This is a genomic window from Limnobacter sp. 130, from assembly GCF_902506325.1.
Taxonomy (GTDB): domain Bacteria; phylum Pseudomonadota; class Gammaproteobacteria; order Burkholderiales; family Burkholderiaceae_B; genus Limnobacter.
Window position 1 is genome coordinate 111,178 of record NZ_LR732331.1, and the last position, 21,502, is coordinate 132,679.

Consider the following 21,502-nt stretch of genomic DNA (forward strand, 5'->3'; position numbering starts at 1 on the left):
GTTAAGCCTTGCCTAGATCAGCCAACGGATGTGAATCTTTAAACCGGGGTGTAAGAATATCGGCGATCAGTTCAGCTTCAACTTCGCGTAGGTGACCTGGTGTCCATCTCGGTAACTTGTCTTTGTCGACCAACAGCGCACGCACACCCTCCGGGAAATCCGGGTGTGCGCAGCAACCCACTGAAGCTTGATATTCCAGCCTGAGCACATCAGCCAAGTCGGCATTGGCATGCCGTTTCATCAGTTCATACGACAAGGCCGCCGAGGTGGGTGAGCCGTGTGCATAGGCCTGTGCGGCCTTGGCCAGCCAGGGCTCGCTGTGTTGCAAAAGTTCACGTAGCGCCAGATCGATGTCGATCAGTGCATCGCGATTCATTACTTCATCAATTGCTTTCGCATGCGTGTGTAACAAGGGTTTGGGTGCCTCGGTCTCGAACCCTTTGAGCAATGTGGACAAGCGCTCGCGGTCTGCTTTCAATTCACCGAACCAGTTCGTGTTTTCAATGACCTGCAACACTTCTGAAAACTGCGCATGTTCAACAACCGCGTCAGCCCAGTTGCCCAGCATGGCGTCGCCGGCGTTGATCATGGCGCCAGTCAATGCTAGAAACAAACCGGTGTGTTTTGGCATGCGGTGCAAAAACCAGGTGCCCGCGACATCCGGGTACAAACCAATGTGAATTTCCGGCATGGCGATTCGCGCATTGGGGCTGACCACGCGGTGTGAAGCACCCACCATCAAGCCCACACCGCCACCCATTACAATGCCATGCGCCCAGCACAGAATCGGTTTCGGGTAGGTATGAATGCGGTAATCCAAACGGTATTCACGCTCGAAAAACGCCTCGGCCTCGGGGGGTACTTGCCCGGCGCCTACACGTTTGCTGGCATGGTGCAAACTGACCACATCGCCGCCTGCACAAAATGCCTTGTCGCCCGCTGCGCTCAACACCACGCCTGCAATGGAATCATCTTCAGCCCAGGCTTTCAGCTGCGGATCGAGCAGATCGATCATGGGCAGTGTCAGCGCATTCAAGGCGGAAGGGTTGTTCAATACGGCATGCCCGAATAGGTGACCGCTGGCAGTTGTGATGGTGCTGAAAATAACGGGTGCTGACATGCTGTGAATGTGCTTTTAGAATTTAACCGGACTGCAAAAGATACACCAATCAAAAAAGCCCGGTGCTTTCACACCGGGCTTTCTCGCTTGCAAAGCAAGTTTTAAAACAAATTAATGGTGCAAATCAAAACGATCGGCATTCATCACCTTGTTCCATGCGGCCACAAAGTCGCTCACGAACTTCTTCTCGGCGTCGGCACCTGCATACACTTCACACAGGGCACGCAGTTGCGAGTTGGAACCGAAGCACATGTCGGCCAGTGTACCTGTCCACTTTACTTCACCAGTTTTGCGATCACGGCCTTCCAGTACGCCATCGGCGCTGGTTGACTTGCTCCACTTGGTGCTCATGTCGAGCAGGTTGGTGAAGAAGTCGGTGGTCAGTGTTTCTGGGCGCTTGGTGAATACACCATGCTTGATGCCACCCACGTTGGCATTCAAGGCACGCAGGCCACCTACCAACACAGTCATTTCAGGTGCAGTCAGGCCCAACAGGTTGGCCTTGTCGATCAAACGCTCTGCTGCGGTTCCTTCCAGACCCTTGCGGGCATAGTTGCGGAAGCCGTCTGCTGTGGGTTCAAGTACTTCAAACGAATCCACATCGGTTTGGTCTTGCGTTGCATCGGTGCGACCCAAGGCAACAGGCACTTTGATGTCATGACCAGCTTTCTTGGCTGCGGCTTCAACACCAGCAGCACCAGCAATGACGATCAGATCAGCAAGTGAAACTTTCTTGCCGTCTTTCGCAGAATCGTTGAATTCGGCTTTCACTGCTTCAAGCTGCTCCAACACCTTGCCCAATTCAGCAGGGTTGTTGGCTTCCCAGTTTTTGTGAGGAGCCAAGCGAATACGTGCACCGTTGGCGCCGCCACGCTTGTCGCTGTTGCGGTAAGTCGATGCAGAAGCCCAAGCCGTGCGCACCAATTCTGCAATGCTCAAGCCACGGCCCAACACCTTGGCTTTCAGTGCGGCAACATCCGCATCATCGGCCAGTTTGTGGTCCACTGCTGGCACTGGATCTTGCCAGATCAAATCTTCTTTCGGTACCAATGGGCCGATGTAACGGCTCTTTGGACCCATGTCGCGGTGTGTCAGTTTGAACCATGCGCGTGCATAGGCATCAGCAAACTCGTCCGGGTTGTTCAGGAAGTGGCGAGACACTTTCTCGTAATCAGGATCCATGCGCAGCGCCAGGTCGGCGGTGGTCATCATGGGTGCATGGCTCTTGTTGGGGTCGTGTGCGTCGACCACTGTGCCTGCACCTGCGCCACCCTTGGGCTTCCACTGGTGTGCGCCGGCTGGGCTCTTGGTCAGCTCCCAGTCGTAGTTGAACAGGGTTTCCAGGTAGCCCATGTCCCACTTGGTGGGGTTGGGTTTCCAGGCGCCTTCAATGCCGCTGGTGGTAGCGTCACCGGCTTTGCCTGTGCCGTGCTTGTTGATCCAGCCCAAACCTTGCTCTTCAATTGGTGCGCCCTCGGGGGCAGGGCCAACCAGTGATGGATCGCCCGCGCCGTGCGCCTTGCCGAAGGTGTGGCCACCGGCTACCAGTGCAACGGTTTCATAGTCGTTCATCGCCATGCGGGCAAATGTGGTGCGAATGTCGTGTGCAGAAAGTTTGGGATCGGGGTTACCGTCCGGACCTTCCGGGTTCACGTAGATCAAGCCCATCTGTACGGCAGCCAATGGGTTTTCCAGGTCGCGCTTGCCGCTGTAACGGCTGTTGGCTTTGTCGCTTGTGGCAAGCCATTCCGCTTCAGGGCCCCAGTACACTTCCTCTGGCTCGTAAACGTCTTTGCGGCCGAATGCAAAACCAAAGGTTTTGAAACCCATGGTGTCCATACAGTAAGTACCTGCCAGGGTGATCAGGTCAGCCCATGACAATTGCTTGCCGTACTTTTGCTTAATGGGCCACAGCAGGCGTCGGGCCTTGTCCAGGTTACCGTTGTCGGGCCAGCTATTCAGGGGTGCAAAACGCTGCATGCCGGTGCCAGCACCGCCACGGCCATCGGCGATACGGTATGTACCTGCGGCATGCCATGTCATGCGAACGAAAAATGGACCATAGTGGCCGTAGTCGGCGGGCCACCAGTCTTGGGAATTGGTGTACAGCGCTTCAAGGTCTTTCAGAAGGGCAGGTACGTCGAGTTTTTTGACTTCTTCAACATAGTCAAAATCTTCACCCATCGGGTTGGTCAATGGGGAGTTTTGATTCAACAATTTGATGTTCAGTGCGTTGGGCCACCAGCTTGCGTTAGTGGGTGTGCCGGCAATCGCTGTTTTAGGACCGTCGCCCGTGAAAGGGCATTTTGCATCGTTTGACATACATCTCTCCTTGTGTTGCCGTTAATTATTAACTGCTCAATTGAGTGTAGGTGGCTAAATCCTATCAATCAAGTTGTTTTTATAAATTTGCTCTATAGGCAGTGACAATGGATATTGTTGACCGCCTGCATGTCTTCCATATTAATCCTGAAAAAAACGTCGGTCACTCCTCGTCAAAAGAGTCATATTTTTCAGAAAGAAAGTCGATCAATGCCCGCACCGCAGGCAGCATTCCGCGCCGCGATGGAAACACCACATGAATAACCTCCCGCCGGGGTGACCAACCGGGCAGCAACTTCACCAACTCGCCCGTGGTCACTTGCTTGGGCACCATCAGGTTGGGCAGTTGAACTACGCCCACGCCGGCCATGGCACTGGCGCGCAAAGCAACCATGTCGGTGGTCACAAGCCGGGGTGAGTGGGGCACCACCACGCGTTCGCCACTGTCGTGAGTCAAGCACCATTCAAAACTGGCCTGCACCTGACCTTGGGTTTGACCCAGGCCAAGGCTTGGCCACGTATTCAAGTCGTTGGGGTGTTTGGGTATGCCCATTTTGCTGATCAGGCAAGGCGAGGCCACCAAACACAATCCACGGTCTGACAACACCTTGAGTACCAAGTCGCTGCTGTCCAGGGGCAAGGGGCGAACACGAATGGCAAGGTCAATGCCCTCGGCCACCACATCCACCCGCCTGTTGCTGGCTTCCATGTGCAGGGTTACCTGTGGGTGTTTCACCAGAAACTCGGCCAGCATGTCGCCAATGTGAGCATGCAATAAGGCAATGGGGCAGGTCATGCGAATCAGGCCCCTGGGTTCGGCGTGGCTGTGCTCAATCAATTCTTGGGCGCTTTCTGCCTCGATCAACATGGCTTTGCAGTGTTGGTAGTAAGTTTTGCCAATTTCGGTGATGTGCAGTTTGCGTGTGGAGCGATAAAGCAACTGAGTGTTCAGGCGCTTTTCGAGTTCGGCAATTCGGCGACTTATTTTGGATTTGGGCACGCCCAATGCACGCGCAGCAGCTGAAAAACCTTGATGCTCAACCACTTTGGCGAAGTAATACAGGTCATTTAAGTCCACTGGGCTCCCCTTAACCGTTCTGTTGGTGGAACGATTTGTTGAAAATTGGACTACTTATCGATGATTGTTTATTCCAATAGCATATTGCCATTATTCACTGTCAATATGTAAAGGAAATAATCATGAGCAAGCCCTACGTTCGCCTTGATAAAAACAATGCTGCAGTTCTGTTGGTGGATCACCAGGCGGGTTTACTTTCGCTGGTGCGCGATATCGACCCCGATCGTTTCAAAAACAATGTATTGGCCCTGGCCGACCTTTCAAAATATTTCAATTTGCCCACCATTTTGACGACCAGTTTCGAGACTGGCCCGAACGGCCCGCTGGTGCCCGAGTTGAAGGAAATTTTTCCCGATGCGCCTTACATTGCACGCCCCGGACAAATCAATGCATGGGACAACGAAGAATTTTTGGCGGCCGTCAAAGCCACCGGTAAAAAGCAGTTGATTATTGCCGGTGTGGTGACTGAGGTGTGTGTGGCATTTCCAGCCTTGTCCGCCTTGGCCGAGGGCTATGAGGTGTTTGTGGTCACCGACGCATCGGGCACATTCAATGAGCTGACCCGCGATTCCGCCTGGGAACGCATGACGGCAGCGGGTGCGCAACTGATGACCTGGTTTGGCGTGGCCTGTGAATTGCACCGCGACTGGCGCAACGACATTGAAGGTTTGGGTGCTTTGTTCTCCAACCACATTCCTGACTACCGCAACCTGATTACCAGCTACACCGCACTGACGAAGTAAGCGCAAGGCGTTATGATTTTGTTATGAATAAAATCAAGCGAGTTGAACTTCGAAGCGCAGACTTGGGCGAAGGCATGTTGGTGAAACGTGCCTTGCCCAGTCGCCACCAGCGCATGGTGGGGGCATGGTGTTTTCTGGACCATGCTGGCCCGGTGAACTTTGCGCCCGGCAAAGGCATGCATGTGGGGGCGCACCCGCACACTGCCTTGCAAACTTTCACCTGGCTGATCGATGGCGAAGTGTTGCACAAAGACAGCCTGGGCAATGAGCTGATTATTCGCCCAGGCCAGGTGAATTTGATGACGGCAGGCCGTGGCATTGTGCACACCGAAGACTCGGTGGTGAACGGTGGCCGCCTGCATGCTGCGCAATTGTGGATCGCGTTGCCTGAAGCGTTGGCCAATTGCGATCCTGATTTTGCGCATTATCCCGAGTTGCCAGTTTGGCATTCCGACGGTGTTCAGTTCACACTGTTGGCGGGCAGCCATGGCGATATGAAGGCACCCACTGCGGTGCATTCGCCCATGCTGGGCATGGATTTGTTCAGCCCACAAGGCGGCACGGTTGCGCTGAATTTGAACCCCGATTTTGAGTACGGATTTTTGCCATTGACCGGACAAGTGAATGTGCAGGGCGAGATTTACACGCCTGAAGAATTCGCTTATTTGGAGAAGGGTTCAGAAGGCCTGGATATGACGCTTGGCGCGAATACGCGCGTGTTGTTGCTGGGCGGCGAACCATTCAAGCAGCCCGTGCAAATGTGGTGGAATTTTGTGGGCCACAGCAAAGAAGCCATTGCCCAGGCCCAGCAGGCTTGGGAGCAGGGCGATGCGCGTTTTGGTGATGTGGGTTCTGCGGCGCGTTTACAAGCCCCCATTCTGCCCTGGTCATAAGCGGGTTTTCAGGGTTATCCATGAGCCGGGCTGGTTGTCTGCATTTGGGTGGCCGCGTTGAAGTCGATTACAGTAGATGTATCGACTGACACGGAGTACTCCATGGATTTTTCCCTGACCCCTGCGCTGAAGTCACTTCAAGACGAAGTGAGAAATTTCATCGCCGAAAAAATCATTCCGCTGGAAAAAGACGCGCGCCAAACAGCGCATGGTCCTACGGAGACTTTGCGCGAGGAATTGGTCAGCCTGGCCCGCAGTGCCGGTTTGTTAACACCCCATGCTTCAGTGGAATTGGGTGGTCGGGGCTGGAGCCACATTGAAAAAGCAATCGCGTTCGAAGAGGCGGGCTATTCCACACTGGGTCCAACGGCCATGAACATCCATGCGCCCGATGAAGGCAATATTCATTTGCTGGAGGTGGTGGCCACGGATTCGCAAAAAGAGCGCTGGTTAAAGCCCATGGTGCAGGGAAAAATTCGCTCGTGCTTTGCCATGACCGAGCCTGCACCTGGCGCAGGCGCCGACCCTTCCATGATGCAAACCACCGCGGTGAAAGACGGCGACCATTATGTGATTAATGGCGACAAATGGTTTATCACCGGTGCGGAAGGTGCAAGCTTCGCCATCATCATGGCGAAGATGGAAGACGGCACCGCCACCATGTTTTTAAGTGACATGAATGCGCCCGGCATTGAGTATGTGCGCACCATGGACGCGATGGATGCCTGCTTTACAGGCGGGCACGGTGTGTTGAAGTTCAACAATTTGCGTGTGCCTGCCACCGATGTATTGGGTGAAATTGGCAAAGGTTTTCGGTATGCGCAAGTGCGCCTGGCACCCGCCCGTTTAACCCATTGCATGCGTTGGTTGGGGCAAGCCCGCCGCACGCACGACATTGCGCTGGACTACGCCCGAAAGCGGCAGGCTTTTGGTGTGCAACTGGGTGCGCATGAAGGGGTCAGTTTTATGTTGGCCGACAATGAAATGGATTTGCACACGGCACGTTTGCACATATGGCACACCGCCTGGATGCTGGACCAAGGCGAGCGCTGTAATTTTGAATCCAGCCGCGCCAAGGTGGTGTGCTCAGAAGCCGAGTGGCGCGTGGTGGATCGCAGTGTGCAAATTCTGGGTGGGCAGGGCGTAACCGGCGAAACCATTGTGAGCCGAATTTTCACCGACATGCGCGCCTTCAGAATTTACGACGGCCCCAGTGAAGTGCACCGATTCAGCATGGGCAAGAAACTGATTGCCGGGCGGTATTAAGATGAATACAAATCAATTGTTTTCGATGCAGGGCAAGTTGGTGCTGGTCACAGGTGCTTCCAGCGGGCTGGGCAAGCATTTTGCACACGTATTGGCGCAGGCCGGTGCAACCGTGTTGTTGAGCGCACGCAGCGTGGACAAATTGCAGCAGGTGCTTGCCCAAATTCAGTCGGAGGGCGGCAAGGCATTTGCGGTGGCCATGGATGTAAGTAGTTCAGCCTCGGTGAGCAACGCAATGGCACATTTGATCCAAATGTATGGTGTGCCCGATGTGCTGGTGAACAACGCAGGGCAATCCATTGCCAAACCCATGCTGGAGCAGACCGAAGACGATTGGGACCAAATACTTGACACCAATTTGAAGGGTTGCTGGCTTGTGGCCACCGAACTTGCGCGTGCCTTGGCTGCAGCGGGCAAGCCGGGCTCCATTGTGAACATTGCTTCCATTTTGGGCGAGCGGGTGGGGGGCTCAGTGGGGCCTTATGCCATTTCAAAAGCTGGTTTGGTGCAGGCCACCAAAGCCATGGCGCTTGAACTGGCCCGTTACAACATTCGGGTCAATGCCATTTTGCCTGGCTATGTGGCCACCGACATGAACAGCGATTTTTTGCACAGCGAACTGGGCGACAAATTGCGCAAGCGAATTCCCTCCCGGCAGTTTTGTGAACTCAGCGATTTGACTGGGCCACTGTTGCTGCTTGCTTCGAATGCAGGTGCAGGCATGACCGGCGCTTGTGTTGCAGTGGATCGTGGCCATTTGGTCAGCGCACTGTAGGGCGGTGGAATGAACGAGACACAGAAAGAATCACTGCAACGATTTTTGACCACGGCCCTGGCTGCGGACACCGTAGAAATCCTGAAGGCTGCCTTGCTTTCAGGCGGTGCCGTGCAAGAGAACTGGGCGCTTGATTTGCAAGTAAAGGGTGGTGAATATTCCGGGCTGCTGAATACCGTGTTGCGCTGTGATTCACCTACAGCAGGTGTGGCCATTAGCCATGGTCGTGCTCAAGAATTTGCATTGTTGCAAACGGTTTTTAATGCCGGGGTTGCTGTGCCGCAACCGCTGTGCCTGTGCACAGACACCGCAGTGTTTGGCCGCCCGTTTTTTGTGATGCGCAGAATAGGCGGCACTGCCGCTGGCCATGTGCTTGTAAAAAACACGGGGTATGCACCGGATCGTACCGAGCTTGCACGCCGCTTGGGGCGGGAATTGGCACGCATTCATTCGGTAAAGCCACCTGTTAATGCGCTTGGCTTTTTGCATGCTTATACCGAGTCGCCTGCGCAGTACCGAATCAACACCCACCGTGCTTTTCTGGACCAACACCACACGGCCTACCCAGCCTTGGAGTGGGGTTTGCGCTGGCTTGAACGGCACGCGCCACAGCGCAATGTGATTGCCTTGGCGCATGGCGATTTTCGCACTGGCAATTACATGGTGGACGAACATGGCCTGACCGGTATTCTGGACTGGGAATTTGCCGGATGGAGCGACCCGCTGGAGGACATTGGCTGGTTTTGCGCCAAGTGCTGGTGTTTTGGTCAAAACGATTTGCAGGCTGGCGGCATCGGCGAGCGTGCGCATTTCTACGAAGGCTATGAAGCGGAGTCGGGCTGCACGATTGAACGAGAACAAATTCATTACTGGGAAGTGATGGCCCATGTGCGCTGGGCTGTGGTGGCCATTGAGCAGGCACAGCGTTATTGCTCGGGTCAGGAAAACTCATTGCTACTCGCCTTGACCGGGCACATTGTGCCTGAACTGGAATGGGAAATTTTGAACATGACGGAGCACAACAATGCGTGAACAACCCACAGGTGAGTCGCTGTTGCAATGCGCCCGCGATGTGTTGAAAAACAATGTGCTGCCCATGCTGCAAGGCGACGCCAAGCGAGACGTGTTGATGGTGATGAACGCCATGTCCATTGCGCAGCGTGAACTGCAGCAGGGAACAGCCCCTGATGAGCGCGAACAGCAAGCGCTGGCCCAGTTGTTGGGGGAACCTGTGTTTGATGTGGCGCAGGCCAATCGTGAACTTGCGGCTCGCATTCGTGCCGGTGTCGCTGACCCTGAAAGCACCGAGTGTGCAGCGGTGTTGAATCATTTGCGCGACGTGGGCAAAAGCCGCTTGTTGGCCAGCAACCCCAAAGTATTGAAAGGCCAATCAGCATGAGCACCCTGGTGTTGATGCGACATGGCCAGGCTTCCTTTGGTGCAGCGCGCTACGATGCCTTGTCGGAAGTGGGGCAGGCACAGGCACGCGCCACCGGGCAGTGGTTGCGCACGCAGGGTGTTCAACCCACAGCGGTGTTGCATGGTCCGCGTCAACGGCAGGCTGACACGGCTGCGTGGTTGTTGAGGGATGCAGGTTTTGAATTGCGAGGTGTTGAACACGCGCTGCTGGACGAGTTTGCCGAGGGCGAGGAAATTTTCAGCACAGCCGAACAATTGCTGGGCCGATCCATGGCGCTGAATGCAGGGCGCGAACGAATCGAGATATTGCGCGATTACGATGCCACTTGCCGCGCCTGGGGCAATGGTGAAGTGGACATTCCGGGCCGCCTGAGCCTGGTGGATTTTCGTGCGCAATTGCGCGAGTGGCTGAACAGCCACTCCCAAGCGCAGCAAGCGCCGGGACAAACTGAATGGGTGGTAACCTCGGCGGGGTCGATTGCAGCGCTGGTGTGTGAAGTCATGGGTTTGCCCAATGCCAGCTGGTACAGCCTGCTGCGCGTGATCCGAAATGCGTCACTCACCGAAGTGCTGTACTCCAAAGGCAAAGTCAGTTTGCTGAGTTTCAACGGCGTAAGCCACTTGCCAGCGCATTTGAACACGTCGATGTAAATTTATTAATGAGTCTTTGATTCAGCCTGCCTGCGCACCGCCCGCTGCATTGCCATGGCTAAGCAGTTCCCGGGCAGGGCGTACTTCAATGGAGCCATAACGGGCCGGCGGAATTTTTTCGGCCAATGCAATGGCTTCGTTCAGGTCTTTGGCTTCCAGCATGTAGAAACCAGCGAGTTGTTCTTTGGTTTCTGCAAAAGGGCCGTCGGTGGTGTGAGTTTTGCCATTGCGTACCCGCACGGTGGTGGCGGTATTCACAGGCAACAATGGGCTCCCAGTGATGAAATGTCCACGTTGGCTTAGGCTCTCTACACAGGCACTGCACTCGTTGTTCAAGGCGTCCCATTCTTGCTGGGACATGCCGTTCATGATGTTTTCGTCGTAGTACACCAATGCCAGATATTTCATGATGGGTCTCCGTAGCGAGAGTCTTCGCGAAGTGTTTCCTCGATTGGGCGAATTTCTATGGTACCCAGTCTTGCAGAAGGCCATTGTGATGCAATGCGCAGGGCTTCGTTGAAGTCGTGGGCCTCTATCAGAAAATACCCACCCAATTGTTCTTTTGTTTCAACAAAAGGACCATCGGTGGTCACAAGCCGTTGGTTGCGTACACGAACCAGCACGCCATTGCTGGCACTTTGCAGGGCGTGTGTTGCAAGCAAATGACCGCTGGCTTTCAAAGCTTCTACATAACTCAATGTTTCCTGTCGCAAGGCCAACCACTCCTCGCGTGGCATGGCATTGAAAAGGGCCTCTTCCTCGTGGGCCAGGCACAAGTATTTCATTTCACACCGCCTTTCAAGGTTGTGCATCAAAAATGGCTTTGCCACTTTCAGGGTCGAAGGGGGAGGAAAAGTGTTCATGCACGATTTTCCACTCGCCGTGTTGTAGGCGCAGGCAAACCGTGGCCCGCATCCAGCCGATGTTTTCCTCGCCGAAATCTTGCACGGAACCGCAGCGTGACAGGTAGTGGCAAAAAGCCAGGTCGCCTGCAGCATGCATGGCCAGCTGATGAATTTCCATGATGACTCCGCCGCCACACAATTGCATGCAGTATTCCCAGTGCGCTGTGTAATTGGCCTTGCCAACGATGTGTAGCGCTTTGACCGCGTCAAAAGACACGATGTCCTCACTGTAATGACTCATGATCTTGTCCAGATCTTCCTCGACTACGGCTTGCTGCCAGCTTTCCAGTACAGCTTTGATTGCGTTCATGCTCACTCCTTTGTGGTTCCTTGGGTTGGTGCTTCATGAATTAGTCGAACGGCAAATCTGGAAATCGACAAGCGATCAAAAATTTTTCAATTACTTTTTCAGATTGTTGATGCGGCTCTGCAGAAAACGTTGTTCCGGTCCTTGCCGAGTCAGTCGAAGTGCTGCCTGGTAAGCGTCCATGGCCTCGTTGAGTTTGCCCAGGCGTCGGCACAAGTCGGCACGTGTTGCGTGGGCCAGGTGGTACTCGGTCAACTGCCCTTGCGCAAGCAATTCGTCCACCAGTGCAAGCCCTGCCTCGGGGCCGTCGCGCATGGCCACTGCTACAGCGCGGTTCAGTGCAACCACCGGTGAGTGGGTGTGCTCCAGCAGGGCATCGTACAGGCCCACAATTTGTATCCAGTCTGTTTCCTCGGCGCTTGGTGCCTCGGCATGCACTGCACTGATTGCCGCTTGAAGCGTGTAGGCACCAAATCGTCGGGATGCCAACGCTTGCAAAACCAACTGGGCACCTTCGTTGATTTGTTCCTGATTCCACAATTTGCGATTCTGGTCTGCCAACAAGATCAAGTCGCCTTCGGGCGTGCTGCGTGCTGTGCGGCGCGAGTCGTTAATCAGCATCAGCGCCAGCAGCCCCATCGCTTCTGGTTCGGGCAATAATTCCACCAGCAAACGCCCCAGTCGAATGGCTTCACCGCTCAGTTCCTGACGAATCAAGGCGTCGCCCGCCGAAGCGGAGTAGCCTTCATTGAAGACCAGGTAGATCACTTGTAAAACCGCATGCAGACGTTCTTGAAGTTGCTCTGCTTGTGGCACTTCGTAGGGAATTTTGGCATCGCGGATTTTTGTTTTGGCACGAACAATTCGTTGAGCGATCGTGGGCACTGCGCTTAAAAATGCACTGGCCACTTCTTCTGTAGACAGACCACAGACCTCTCGCAAGGTGAGTGCAAGTTGTGCCTCGGGCGACAGGCTAGGGTGGCAGCAAGTGAAAATCAGTCGAAGGCGATCGTCTTCAATGCCCTCGTCTGTGTAATCGGGTTCGTGGTGCAGTTGTTCTGCCAGTGTATCGGCGACCTCTTCATATGACGTATCAAATTTTGCACGCCGGCGAATTTGGTCAATGGCCTTGAAGCGAGCAGTTGAGACCATCCATGCGCGGGGATTGGCAGGAATGCCATTGATTTCCCATTGCTGAATCGCAATTGAAAAGGCCTCTTGCATGGCTTCTTCGGCCAAATCAAAGTCGCCCAGCAAACGAATCAGTGTTGCCAGTATTCGTCGCGACTCTTGCTGGTAAAACGAGTCGAGCCAATTGTGCAGGTCAGTTGTCATGGTGAAAAATTAACACTCGTTAATACAAATGATAATAATTATCATTATAATTGTTCGATTATTCATTGTCCTCAATCTTCTCATGAACGCCCAGAATCCGAAATTAAACGTCTTGGCCTTGGCCGTGTTTACTGCCTTGTCCTCTCCAGTATTTGCTCAAACCACCGAGTTGCCCGCCGTGCAGGTTAACGCCAGTGCCGATGCTTCCGCCGAGGGCTTGGCACCTGAATACGCAGGTGGCCAGGTCGCTTCAGGCGGGCGCGTGGGTTTGTTGGGTACCCAATCGAACATGGACACCCCCTTTAATTTGACCAGCTACACGTCCAAGCTGATTCAAGACCAGCAAGCGGCCAGTGTGGGCGAAGTGCTGCTGAATGACCCAGCCGTTCGCGTGGCACGGGGTTTCGGCAATTTCCAGCAAGTGTATTTGGTCCGTGGTTTGCCAATTTTTTCAGATGACATGTCCTACAACGGTTTGTACGGTTTGTTGCCGCGCCAATACCTGGCATCTGAGTTGGTTGAACGTGTGGAGGTGTTGCGCGGTGCCAATGCGTTTTTGAATGGTGCCGCACCCGGTGGAAGCGGTTTGGGTGGTGCCATTAACGTGGTGCCCAAACGTGCACCCAACTACGACATCAACCAGGCCACCGTGGGCATTCAGGATGGCGGAGAGGCTTACCTGGCGGGTGACTTTGCACGCCGTTTTAACGACGGTTCTACGGGTGTGCGCGCAACCATTGCCAAGCGCGATGGCGACACGAATGTTGAAGGGGAATCGCGTGAATTAACCCTGTTTGCGGTGGGCGCAGATTTCCGCAGTGACAAACTGCGAATTTCCGCAGATGTGGGCTACCAGGAGCACAAGTTACAAGCTTCGCAACCCAATATAACAATTGGTGCTGGGCTGGCTATTCCAGCAACACCGCGCGCGGACCGCAGCATTGCACAGCCCTGGACATTCTCGAACGCAGAAGACACCTTTGGTACCGTGCGTGCAGAATATGATTTCAATGACACAGTAACGGGCTGGATTGCTGGGGGTATTCGGGAAGGTGTTGAGGCTGGCAATTTCGCCAACCCTACCGTGGATGATTCCAACGGAGACTATGACGCGAACAGATTTTCGAATGTGCGAGAAGACTCCGTTCAAACCGCTGAAGCCGGTTTGCGTTTCAAGTTCAACACAGGTGGCGTGAAGCACACCGTGAGCACCTCGGCTGCGATGTATGAGTTGGAGTCAAAAAATGCCTTCAATTTCTACAATAGTTTTTCAGGGAATATTTACAATCCTCAACCGGTGGCTGAGCCCACGGTAGTGATTTTTCCGGGTGGTAGCTTTAACAATCCCTTGGTCACCGAGAAAACAGACACTTCGAGTCTTGCAATTGCAGACTCAATGGCCTTCCTGAATGATCAGTTGTTGCTGACTGTGGGCGTTCGTCGTCAGGAAATTGAAGCCAAGAGCTTTGATTTCACCACAGGCGCTCAAACAGCCTCTTATTCAGAAAGCGCCACCACGCCGGTGGCAGGGGTTGTATTCAAACTGAACCCACAGTATTCGGTGTATGCCAATTACATTGAGGGTTTGGTGAAAGGTGAAACGGCACCGCAGACTGCAAATAATCAGGCTGTGACCAACGCAGGCTCCGTGTTCAAACCTTTCAAAACCGAGCAAGTTGAGTTGGGTGTGAAATACGACGGTGGCAACATCGGCGGTTCGGTGTCGGTGTTTCAAAGCGAGAAGCCCAGTTACGGCATTGACAGCACCAACACCTTTTCTCAAATTGGTGATCAAACCAATGAGGGTCTGGAAATCATGGCGTTTGGCAAAGCCAGTAAAACAGTCAAGGTGCTGGGCGGCTTGAGCGTTCTGAACACCGATGTCGATGGCCGTGATGCAATTGGCGCACCTTCCGCGCAGGCCAATGTGGGCCTTGAATGGAGCCCGGAACAGGTGCAGGGTTTGGCGTTCGAGACCCGCGCAATATACACCAGCAGCCAGTACGCCGACGCAGCCAATACGCAGGAAGTGCCTTCATGGACTCGCCTGGATTTGGGTGTGCGTTATGTGATGGCAGTGGGCAATGATCAGGCACTTACACTTCGTGCCCGATTGGACAATGTAACTGATCGCGATTATTGGGCGTCAGCGGGCGGTTTCCCTGGCTCGGGCTACCTGACCATTGGCAACCCGCGCACCCTGACAGTGTCGGCCTCGCTCGATTTCTAAACTGAATGCTGCGGCGCATGGTTGACCCTGCGCCGCGATTCAATCAACATGTAACTGCTCAGTTACATCTGTGTTGCAGTACCCCATTGCGCCCGCTTTGTACGCCTTACTGGAACAACACAATGCTCACCCGTTTTCTGCCCGTTTTGCTGGTTTTGGCCAGTATGTGCGCTGCTACCCAAGCCTATGCTCAAGTCAAAGGCCCGGAGATTCCTCCGAATTTGATTGGCAATGTGTCGCGCCAACTTATGAAAGAGATGAAGCCGCTGGAAAAACCCTTGCACATCAAGATTTGCATTTTTGATATTTTGGGAAAGGCGGGCCCAGTGTTCAGCATTGCGCAAGACATTGCACTGGAAGCGCGCAAGTGGAATGTGTTTGCCGAGCTGATTCCGCACACCAATGAAACTGTTGCCACCGAATCTTTTCGCACGGGGCAGTGTGAAGCGGTGGGTATTACCACGTTGCGTGCCCGTTTGTTCAATCAGTTCATGGGCAGCTTTGATGCCGTGGGTGCCTTACCAACTTATGACCATGTCAAAACTGCATTGCAGGTGTTGATGGGCAGCGACACCTTGTACGACTTGTCGATTCAAGGCAAGTACCAGGTGGTGGGCATGGCCCCCTTGGGCGCCGCGTATGTGATGGTGAATGACCGCGCCATTGATTCCATCGAGAAGGCCGCTGGCAAGAAAGTCGCGGTGATGGACTGGGACAAAAGCCAGTCAAAAATGATTCAGCAATTGGGTGCGCAGGCGGTGCCCAGCGACATTACCAACTTCGCGCAAAAATTCAACAACGGTGTGGTTGATATTGTGGCTGCACCGGCTGTGGCCTTTGCGCCGTTGGAGCTGTATCGCGGCCTGGGTACCAAGGGCGGGGTTTACAAAATGCCGCTGCTGAATGTGACCGGTTCAGCGATTATCAACCGTACCCGGCTGGAAAAAGAAGTGCCTGACCTGGACGATCGTTTGAAGAAAATGCGCAAGTTTGGTTTGGGCTTTATTGACCAAGCGCTTGACGCAGTCAAAACAATTGAAAAGCAGGTGCCCGCCAAATTCTGGATGGATGTGACACCCGCCGATCAGGAAAAATACAATGTCATGATGCAGCAGGCGCGCGTGCAGTTAACGCAAGAAGGTGTGTACGACAAACGCATGATGAGCCTGCTGAAAAAGGTACGTTGCCACCACACACCCAGTGCTGCGGAATGCAGCACGAATGTGGAGTGAATCGATGCACTGTGCGCCTTTTTACTGCCTGAGGTAACTGCCCGCCTGGCGTTGGGCCAGGCGAATCAAGTCACCTTGCGCAATCGATACATCAATCAGGTGAAAGCCCCAGTTCATGCCGCCGATGAATTCACCGGGGTAGTCGTCTGCGCGTGGGTCGTTGGGGTCGGCCACAATGCTGGCCTCCAGATAACTGACACCATTGGGCCCTACCTTGCACTCACCTTTGATTTGCCCGGGCATGGAATAATAGGGCGTTGGAATGGTCAGATTGTTGACCGGATTGGCATAGGGTCCACCTGGCCCACGTGGAATCAACAACACGCGAAAAACAGGTGGTTGCTGGCGCGGAATGATCGGAAACAAATCAGACTGCCCACCCGCCAGTGCGGCCGGGTTGGTGCACAGGGCTTGTGTGCCTTCAACTGAACTCAAGCCAAAACGCGGGTCTTCCAGTTCGGGGTCGCCAGCGCGGTAGGTCACGTAAGCCACCACACAGCCAAGCTGGTTGGCACTGCGGCATGCAGCTACTTTTTGAAAAGAAGCACCCACATCGCGACCAGTTGGAACCAGCACATTGGTGCCAGGAATGTGTGCGGAAATAAAGCGGCTGAGCAACTCGGGTCGGGTTTCAATTTCCTCGGCAATCAGCCTGCGCAAAATGCCTGAGCCTTGTGAATGACCCACCAAAATAAAACCGCGCCCTTCACTTTGGTTGGCAATGTATTCCTTGAAAGCGTCCAGCACATCGGCATAGGCCACTTCGCCAGCATTGGGTGCAACGTCAATGCCACCCAGTGCGCCGGTGAGTGTGTTCAAACCCAGCGCGGTCAGTGTGCGTTGCCGGTACACCGGTGCAAACTGGCGGCATACTTCGCCATATCGACCAAACTGAAGGGCGGTGGTTTGTTGCTCTTGCAGGTCGTCGTTCAAATCGGAATTACCCGCCAGGTCAATGCTGGTAGTTGGGTACACATAAAAGCAATCCACTTGCGGTGCAGTGGCTGGTGTGTAGCTTAGGGTGGTTGCTGTTGCGTCGGCGGCCACCGCAGTGCTGTCAAAGTTACCGTTGCACACATTGTTGGTGCCCATTAAGTCGGGGTGGCAAAGCCAGTTGCTGGTGCCGGTGTAAAGCGTACTTTGATAGTCTGGAAACGGGTTGGTGGTATTGGCTGCACTGGCGCCTACGCGTGTGCCAGCACTGTTTGTGCTGCTTGAGTCGCCACCGCAGGCAGTCAGCAACAGCGAGGCAGTTGCAATGCCAAATAAAAACTTGTGAATCACAATGTTCTCCCGTCGCTGCACGTGGCCCCAGTGGCCGTTACATCGAATGCTTCGCTGATACCTTCAAACTCTTCGGGTGATCCTGCTGGCACTGCCACACCTCGATGTTTGATTCGGTACTTTCCCACGGGCGTGTTGGCCGGAATTTTCCATTCCGCCAGTGCGGTGGACACAAAACCAGCGAGCGGAACAGGGCTGAGGTAAGGTGTGGGCTCGAAAGGTTGCCAGCGGAAAAGAAGCTCGGGCGCGCGGTCGTGGGTGAAGCTTTCCCACTCACCTTGAGCGTTCATTCGTTCTACTTCAACAATGGCCAATCCCCGGGTTTTCATATTGCGTGGATGAGCGCTTTGAAATTGTGCGGTCACCGTGTTGCCAGCCGCCACCGAGGGTGCGGGCTGCGCCAATACATCGCCAAATGCAGCACCGGGTGCCTGATCAAATGGTACATACGGCGGGCGTGGAATCGGATTGCTGGTCACTGTGCGTGGTGGCCCTTCGGGTGGCTGAGCTTGCAGCGCCAATGACATGGCCAACCTGCGGCTTTCCTGTTGCACGGCGGCCAGGGTCCAGGGGCCAAATTGGGTAGATGCGCCTTCGTATTGCTGAATGGAATATTCTTCGCGTGTGGTGAGGTAATTCACAAAGTCGTTGCTCAAACCACTGATGATGACCTGGTCGATGCCTTGTGGTTCCAACACTTCCAATACGGTTTGGCGAATGCGCCGCCCCGCCATGGTGGTAATTTCCCATGGCAAGCCCAACACGGCCACATTGCCGATGGTGAACAACTGGAATGGGAGCACATTGTTGCTGAAGTTCAGGGGTGGGCCGAGCACAAACAGCACCGGTTTTTCAGCTTGGCAACTTAAGCTGGTGCCCACCGGTACGGCGTCGAAAGGCAGGTCATTGAGGTTGCACAACACGGCGGTCGCCAATACTTCCGGTGGCAGTTTGCCCGCAGCCAGTGCCGCCAGGTCGCGGGTGAGGCGGGCAGGGTCGGTGCGCGCTGTGCAGCTCGCGCCTTCCACAGTTGGACCTGGCCCGTCTTCAGCACCGGCGCCAAATGAAACGCCCATGGCGGCCGTGCAGGTTTTCTTCACGGCACTGTTCAGTGATTCCGGGTGGCGCAGTGAATTCAACACCGCAGGGTCGGTAATTTCAACCTCGTCCATTTTTACGTGGAATTGCGCAAAGTTCACACCACCGCGCACCATCTGGTTGGCATCTCGGTACAGCGTCAAAGCTTTCGCAAGCTGTTTGCTGCCGTTGATTTCAACCGCTTTCAATTCGTCTGTAGAACCACCACGTTCCTCAAACGGTTTGTTTTTGAAGAAAATATTGGGGCTGCTGTCGCCTTCGTCCGTTTGCGCAAATGCGGCGACGAAGGTGTCTTTCCCGGCGGGTGCCTCGTATTGCGTGCCCATCAATTTTTCAAAGGCCAGGGCAGCCCAACCTTTGTTGTCGGAAGAAATCAAAGGGTTGGTGTTCCCTGTGGTGGTGGGGTGCACACCAAACCAGTTGATTTGTCCAATCGGTGTGCCATCGGCACGGCGCAATTTCAGCAGTGCCATTTCCTTGTTCACATTTTGGCTTTCACCGCGCTGGTTCAAATACTGGTTGCGTTCTTCTTGCGGGTTTTGATCGTAGGCAATGGCTGAGCGGTTCACATTGGTATTGAGCAGCTCACCGTTATTGACCAATAAGCGACCCGGTTCCGGGTTGGCTTGCAGGTTGGTGTGTGCGCGGCGAATGGCCTCCACAATGCCATCGACAATGAAGTTGTAAACCTCTTCGTCGTGCCCCAAACGGAAGGCATTGAATGCGGTGAAGTGCGCATAGCCACCGGGCCCGGCGTGGGTGTGGGTGGCGTTCAGCATGATGTTTTGTTCATTGTAAAAGCCAGCCAATTCTGTGTCGGCGGCCACCTTGTTCAGCACCCCTTGGCGCACTGCGTGGAAAATCATTCCAAGGTCGTTGACCACATACACGACGCGTTTGCCGTTGCAGGGTGAGCCGATCACATAGGCGCGGGAAAACTGGCGGGTGTGCAAACCAAGGCTGGCGTGGGTGGGGCTTTCATAACCCATCATCACGGAACCCGCTGCAGGGCCGGTAATGTCGACAATGCCAGTGCCCATGGTAAACGCAGTGTTGTTTTTGCAAGCGCCACTGTTCAAACCTGTGTTGGGTTGAACGTTGCTGTTGGGCGTACTGGCCGGTGAAATGGAAGGGCTGTCTTGCCCCTCACCAATCAATAAATTTGGATCGGTCAGCGCGCACTGCAAACCAGCGGTGTCGACAAATTCATTGTTGCCAGAATTTTCATTCGGATTGGTGCGGCCATCGCTTACGGGCAAGTCGTTGCTTTCGCCCAGGCAACCAGCCAGTGCTGTGGCCGCAGTCAAGGCCAACAGGCTGCGGACGGCACGTTGTTTCGTGTTCTTCATATTTGTTGATTCTTGTAGATGTCTCCTTGAGTTCTTACTGCGCAGCTTGGTGCACAGATTCAGCAGGGGTTGGCAAGCGTTGAACTATGTCGTGTAACCGACACTAGTCACTTTTGAATCCGATTTTTGCCGGAGACAGTAAGAAGTTAAAAACCATAACCACTATTACAATTTTTGAGACATGATCAAAACACCTCGCCATGTGGTGACTCTTGCAGCTTTGGGATTGCTGCTGGGCGCCTGCACTTCAGACGACAATTCACAGAACTCCGCCAATACCAACACCTCAGTTCAGGCCGCACAGAATTCGCAGGATTCTCCGGCATTGAAATTAAAGACCCATGATTGGTCCGCGCCCATCGACGGACTAACGCCCGTTCAACTGGCGCGTTTTGAGCAGGGCAAAGCAATCTTCGAGAAGGTATTTACGCCCAGTAACGGTCTGGGCGCTGTGTTTAACGCACAAAGCTGTGTGGAATGCCATGGGCAACCGGCGGTGGGCGGTACCGACCCCACGAAAACCATTCAGCGTTTTACCACCGTGTTGGCACCCCATTTTTCGGTCGGTTTGGTCACACAGGCCGATGGTGCACCCCATGTGCATGCACGCTCCGTGGCCACTGAATTTCCAGATGAAGTACCCGGCTGCGTGTTGGGTGGCGAGCGCGTTCCTCCACATGCCATCGCCAGCACCACGCGGGTAACGCCCCACCTGTTTGGTATTGGTTTGCTGGAAAATATTCCTGACACCACCTTGATTCAGAACGGCTTGAGCAGCGCACAAGCCAACCCGGAAGTCAGTGGTCGCCCTGGCTTGATGTTTCCCGGTGGCGTGAATGATCCAAACGCCGCTGACCAGTTGGTGGGCCGTTTGGGTGCCCGCGGATTTGTGGCCGATGTGCAATCGTTCACCCAAGGTGCATTTTCAACCGAATTGGGCATTGCGACGTTCCACCCTCTGTTTGCCGCGCCGGTGCGCCCCAAAGGCAATTTGGCCACGGCCGATTGCACACCCTTTGTGGGCGAAGCGGTTAGCCTTTCGCAAACACAGGCCACGGCTGATTTCCAGCGCTGGTTGGCACCACCCCCAAGGCCAGAGCTCAAAGGCATTGCTTTGCGAGGCCAGCGGGTGTTTAACGACATTCAGTGCAGCAGTTGCCACACACCCATGATGAAAACATCGGCCATGGCTCCCGCGCCGCTGAGCGACCGCGAGGTGTGGTTGTACTCCGATTTGTTGTTGCACGACATGGGAGAGGCACTGGCCGACAATGCGCCGGAAGGCTTGGGCTTGCCCACCGAATGGAAAACAGCGCCGTTGTGGGGTGTTGGTCAAACCGACAAACCCTTGTTGCACGATGGTCGCGCAGGCAGGGATTTTACACAGGCAATTGAGTTTCACGGCGGAGAGGCCGAAGGTGCAAAACGCCGCTTCCAAGGCTTAAGCCCTGCAGATCAAGCGGCGTTGATTGCGTTTCTCGAAAAGCTATGACGT

19 protein-coding genes are annotated in these 21,502 nt (G+C 54.5%); 10 read left to right on the forward strand and 9 right to left on the reverse strand.

The window, feature by feature from the left end:
* Position 1: 1 nt before the first annotated feature.
* The 3 genes from FRIGORI9N_RS13365 to FRIGORI9N_RS13375 form a co-directional block, all read right to left on the reverse strand.
* Positions 2-1,120, reverse strand: a complete 1,119-nt coding sequence (locus tag FRIGORI9N_RS13365; protein WP_159572176.1) for an enoyl-CoA hydratase/isomerase family protein — start codon at positions 1,118-1,120, stop codon at positions 2-4.
* Between the two features lie 111 nt (positions 1,121-1,231).
* A complete protein-coding gene (katG, locus tag FRIGORI9N_RS13370; RefSeq protein WP_159572179.1) occupies positions 1,232-3,442 on the reverse strand; it encodes a catalase/peroxidase HPI in 2,211 nt (736 codons plus the stop codon).
* A gap of 163 nt (positions 3,443-3,605) precedes the next feature.
* The gene (locus tag FRIGORI9N_RS13375) at positions 3,606-4,520 is read right to left on the reverse strand and encodes a LysR family transcriptional regulator (protein ID WP_159572182.1); all 915 of its coding nucleotides are present in this window, start codon (positions 4,518-4,520) and stop codon (positions 3,606-3,608) included.
* A 122-nt stretch (positions 4,521-4,642) separates the two neighbouring features.
* On the opposite strand from FRIGORI9N_RS13375, the gene ycaC reads away from it, so the two are divergent.
* The 7 genes from ycaC (at position 4,643) to FRIGORI9N_RS13410 (ending at position 10,267) form a co-directional block, all read left to right on the forward strand.
* Positions 4,643-5,263, forward strand: a complete 621-nt coding sequence (gene ycaC, locus FRIGORI9N_RS13380) for an isochorismate family cysteine hydrolase YcaC (protein ID WP_159572185.1) — start codon at positions 4,643-4,645, stop codon at positions 5,261-5,263.
* A gap of 23 nt (positions 5,264-5,286) precedes the next feature.
* Positions 5,287-6,156, forward strand: coding sequence for a pirin family protein (locus tag FRIGORI9N_RS13385; RefSeq protein ID WP_159572188.1), 870 nt, complete (start codon positions 5,287-5,289; stop codon positions 6,154-6,156).
* Between the two features lie 102 nt (positions 6,157-6,258).
* The gene (locus tag FRIGORI9N_RS13390; RefSeq protein ID WP_159572427.1) at positions 6,259-7,422 is read left to right on the forward strand and encodes an acyl-CoA dehydrogenase family protein; all 1,164 of its coding nucleotides are present in this window, start codon (positions 6,259-6,261) and stop codon (positions 7,420-7,422) included.
* A gap of 1 nt (position 7,423) precedes the next feature.
* A complete protein-coding gene (locus FRIGORI9N_RS13395) occupies positions 7,424-8,197 on the forward strand; it encodes an SDR family NAD(P)-dependent oxidoreductase (protein ID WP_236550899.1) in 774 nt (257 codons plus the stop codon).
* Between the two features lie 9 nt (positions 8,198-8,206).
* Positions 8,207-9,229: a phosphotransferase family protein gene (locus tag FRIGORI9N_RS13400; protein WP_159572191.1), complete on the forward strand. Its 1,023-nt coding sequence runs from the start codon at positions 8,207-8,209 to the stop codon at positions 9,227-9,229.
* Positions 9,222-9,596 carry a DUF6285 domain-containing protein gene (locus FRIGORI9N_RS13405; protein WP_159572194.1) on the forward strand — a complete coding sequence of 125 codons (375 nt, stop codon included), beginning with the start codon at positions 9,222-9,224 and terminating at the stop codon, positions 9,594-9,596. Before FRIGORI9N_RS13400 ends, FRIGORI9N_RS13405 begins: the two co-directional genes overlap by 8 nt.
* Positions 9,593-10,267 carry a histidine phosphatase family protein gene (locus tag FRIGORI9N_RS13410; RefSeq protein WP_159572197.1) on the forward strand — a complete coding sequence of 225 codons (675 nt, stop codon included), beginning with the start codon at positions 9,593-9,595 and terminating at the stop codon, positions 10,265-10,267. Before FRIGORI9N_RS13405 ends, FRIGORI9N_RS13410 begins: the two co-directional genes overlap by 4 nt.
* 21 nt (positions 10,268-10,288) lie before the next feature.
* Here the strand turns inward: FRIGORI9N_RS13410 and FRIGORI9N_RS13415 are convergent, their stop codons facing one another.
* The 4 genes from FRIGORI9N_RS13415 to FRIGORI9N_RS13430 form a co-directional block, all read right to left on the reverse strand.
* Complete coding sequence (locus FRIGORI9N_RS13415) at positions 10,289-10,675, reverse strand: YciI family protein (RefSeq protein WP_159572200.1); 387 nt, start codon at positions 10,673-10,675, stop codon at positions 10,289-10,291.
* Positions 10,672-11,052 (reverse strand): YciI family protein, encoded by a 381-nt coding sequence (locus FRIGORI9N_RS13420; RefSeq protein WP_159572203.1) that lies wholly within the window; start codon positions 11,050-11,052, stop codon positions 10,672-10,674. The genes FRIGORI9N_RS13415 and FRIGORI9N_RS13420 overlap by 4 nt, the downstream gene beginning before the upstream one ends.
* 13 nt (positions 11,053-11,065) lie before the next feature.
* A complete protein-coding gene (locus FRIGORI9N_RS13425) occupies positions 11,066-11,482 on the reverse strand; it encodes a nuclear transport factor 2 family protein (protein ID WP_159572206.1) in 417 nt (138 codons plus the stop codon).
* A 90-nt stretch (positions 11,483-11,572) separates the two neighbouring features.
* On the reverse strand, positions 11,573-12,814 hold the full coding sequence (locus FRIGORI9N_RS13430) for an RNA polymerase sigma factor (protein WP_159572209.1): 1,242 nt from the start codon (positions 12,812-12,814) through the stop codon (positions 11,573-11,575).
* Between the two features lie 82 nt (positions 12,815-12,896).
* On the opposite strand from FRIGORI9N_RS13430, the gene FRIGORI9N_RS13435 reads away from it, so the two are divergent.
* Together FRIGORI9N_RS13435 and FRIGORI9N_RS13440 are read left to right on the forward strand one after the other, a co-directional pair.
* The gene (locus FRIGORI9N_RS13435; protein WP_159572212.1) at positions 12,897-15,044 is read left to right on the forward strand and encodes a TonB-dependent siderophore receptor; all 2,148 of its coding nucleotides are present in this window, start codon (positions 12,897-12,899) and stop codon (positions 15,042-15,044) included.
* A gap of 122 nt (positions 15,045-15,166) precedes the next feature.
* On the forward strand, positions 15,167-16,276 hold the full coding sequence (locus FRIGORI9N_RS13440; protein ID WP_159572215.1) for a putative solute-binding protein: 1,110 nt from the start codon (positions 15,167-15,169) through the stop codon (positions 16,274-16,276).
* Between the two features lie 21 nt (positions 16,277-16,297).
* Here FRIGORI9N_RS13440 and FRIGORI9N_RS13445 read toward each other — a convergent pair whose 3' ends face one another.
* Both FRIGORI9N_RS13445 and FRIGORI9N_RS13450 read right to left on the reverse strand, forming a co-directional pair.
* Positions 16,298-17,560, reverse strand: a complete 1,263-nt coding sequence (locus FRIGORI9N_RS13445) for a DUF3089 domain-containing protein (RefSeq protein WP_159572217.1) — start codon at positions 17,558-17,560, stop codon at positions 16,298-16,300.
* Positions 17,557-20,007, reverse strand: coding sequence for a neutral/alkaline non-lysosomal ceramidase N-terminal domain-containing protein (locus tag FRIGORI9N_RS13450; protein ID WP_159572219.1), 2,451 nt, complete (start codon positions 20,005-20,007; stop codon positions 17,557-17,559). The genes FRIGORI9N_RS13445 and FRIGORI9N_RS13450 overlap by 4 nt, the downstream gene beginning before the upstream one ends.
* A gap of 181 nt (positions 20,008-20,188) precedes the next feature.
* On the opposite strand from FRIGORI9N_RS13450, the gene FRIGORI9N_RS13455 reads away from it, so the two are divergent.
* Positions 20,189-21,499 (forward strand): di-heme oxidoredictase family protein, encoded by a 1,311-nt coding sequence (locus FRIGORI9N_RS13455; RefSeq protein ID WP_159572221.1) that lies wholly within the window; start codon positions 20,189-20,191, stop codon positions 21,497-21,499.
* The last annotated feature ends 3 nt before the right edge of the window (positions 21,500-21,502 follow it).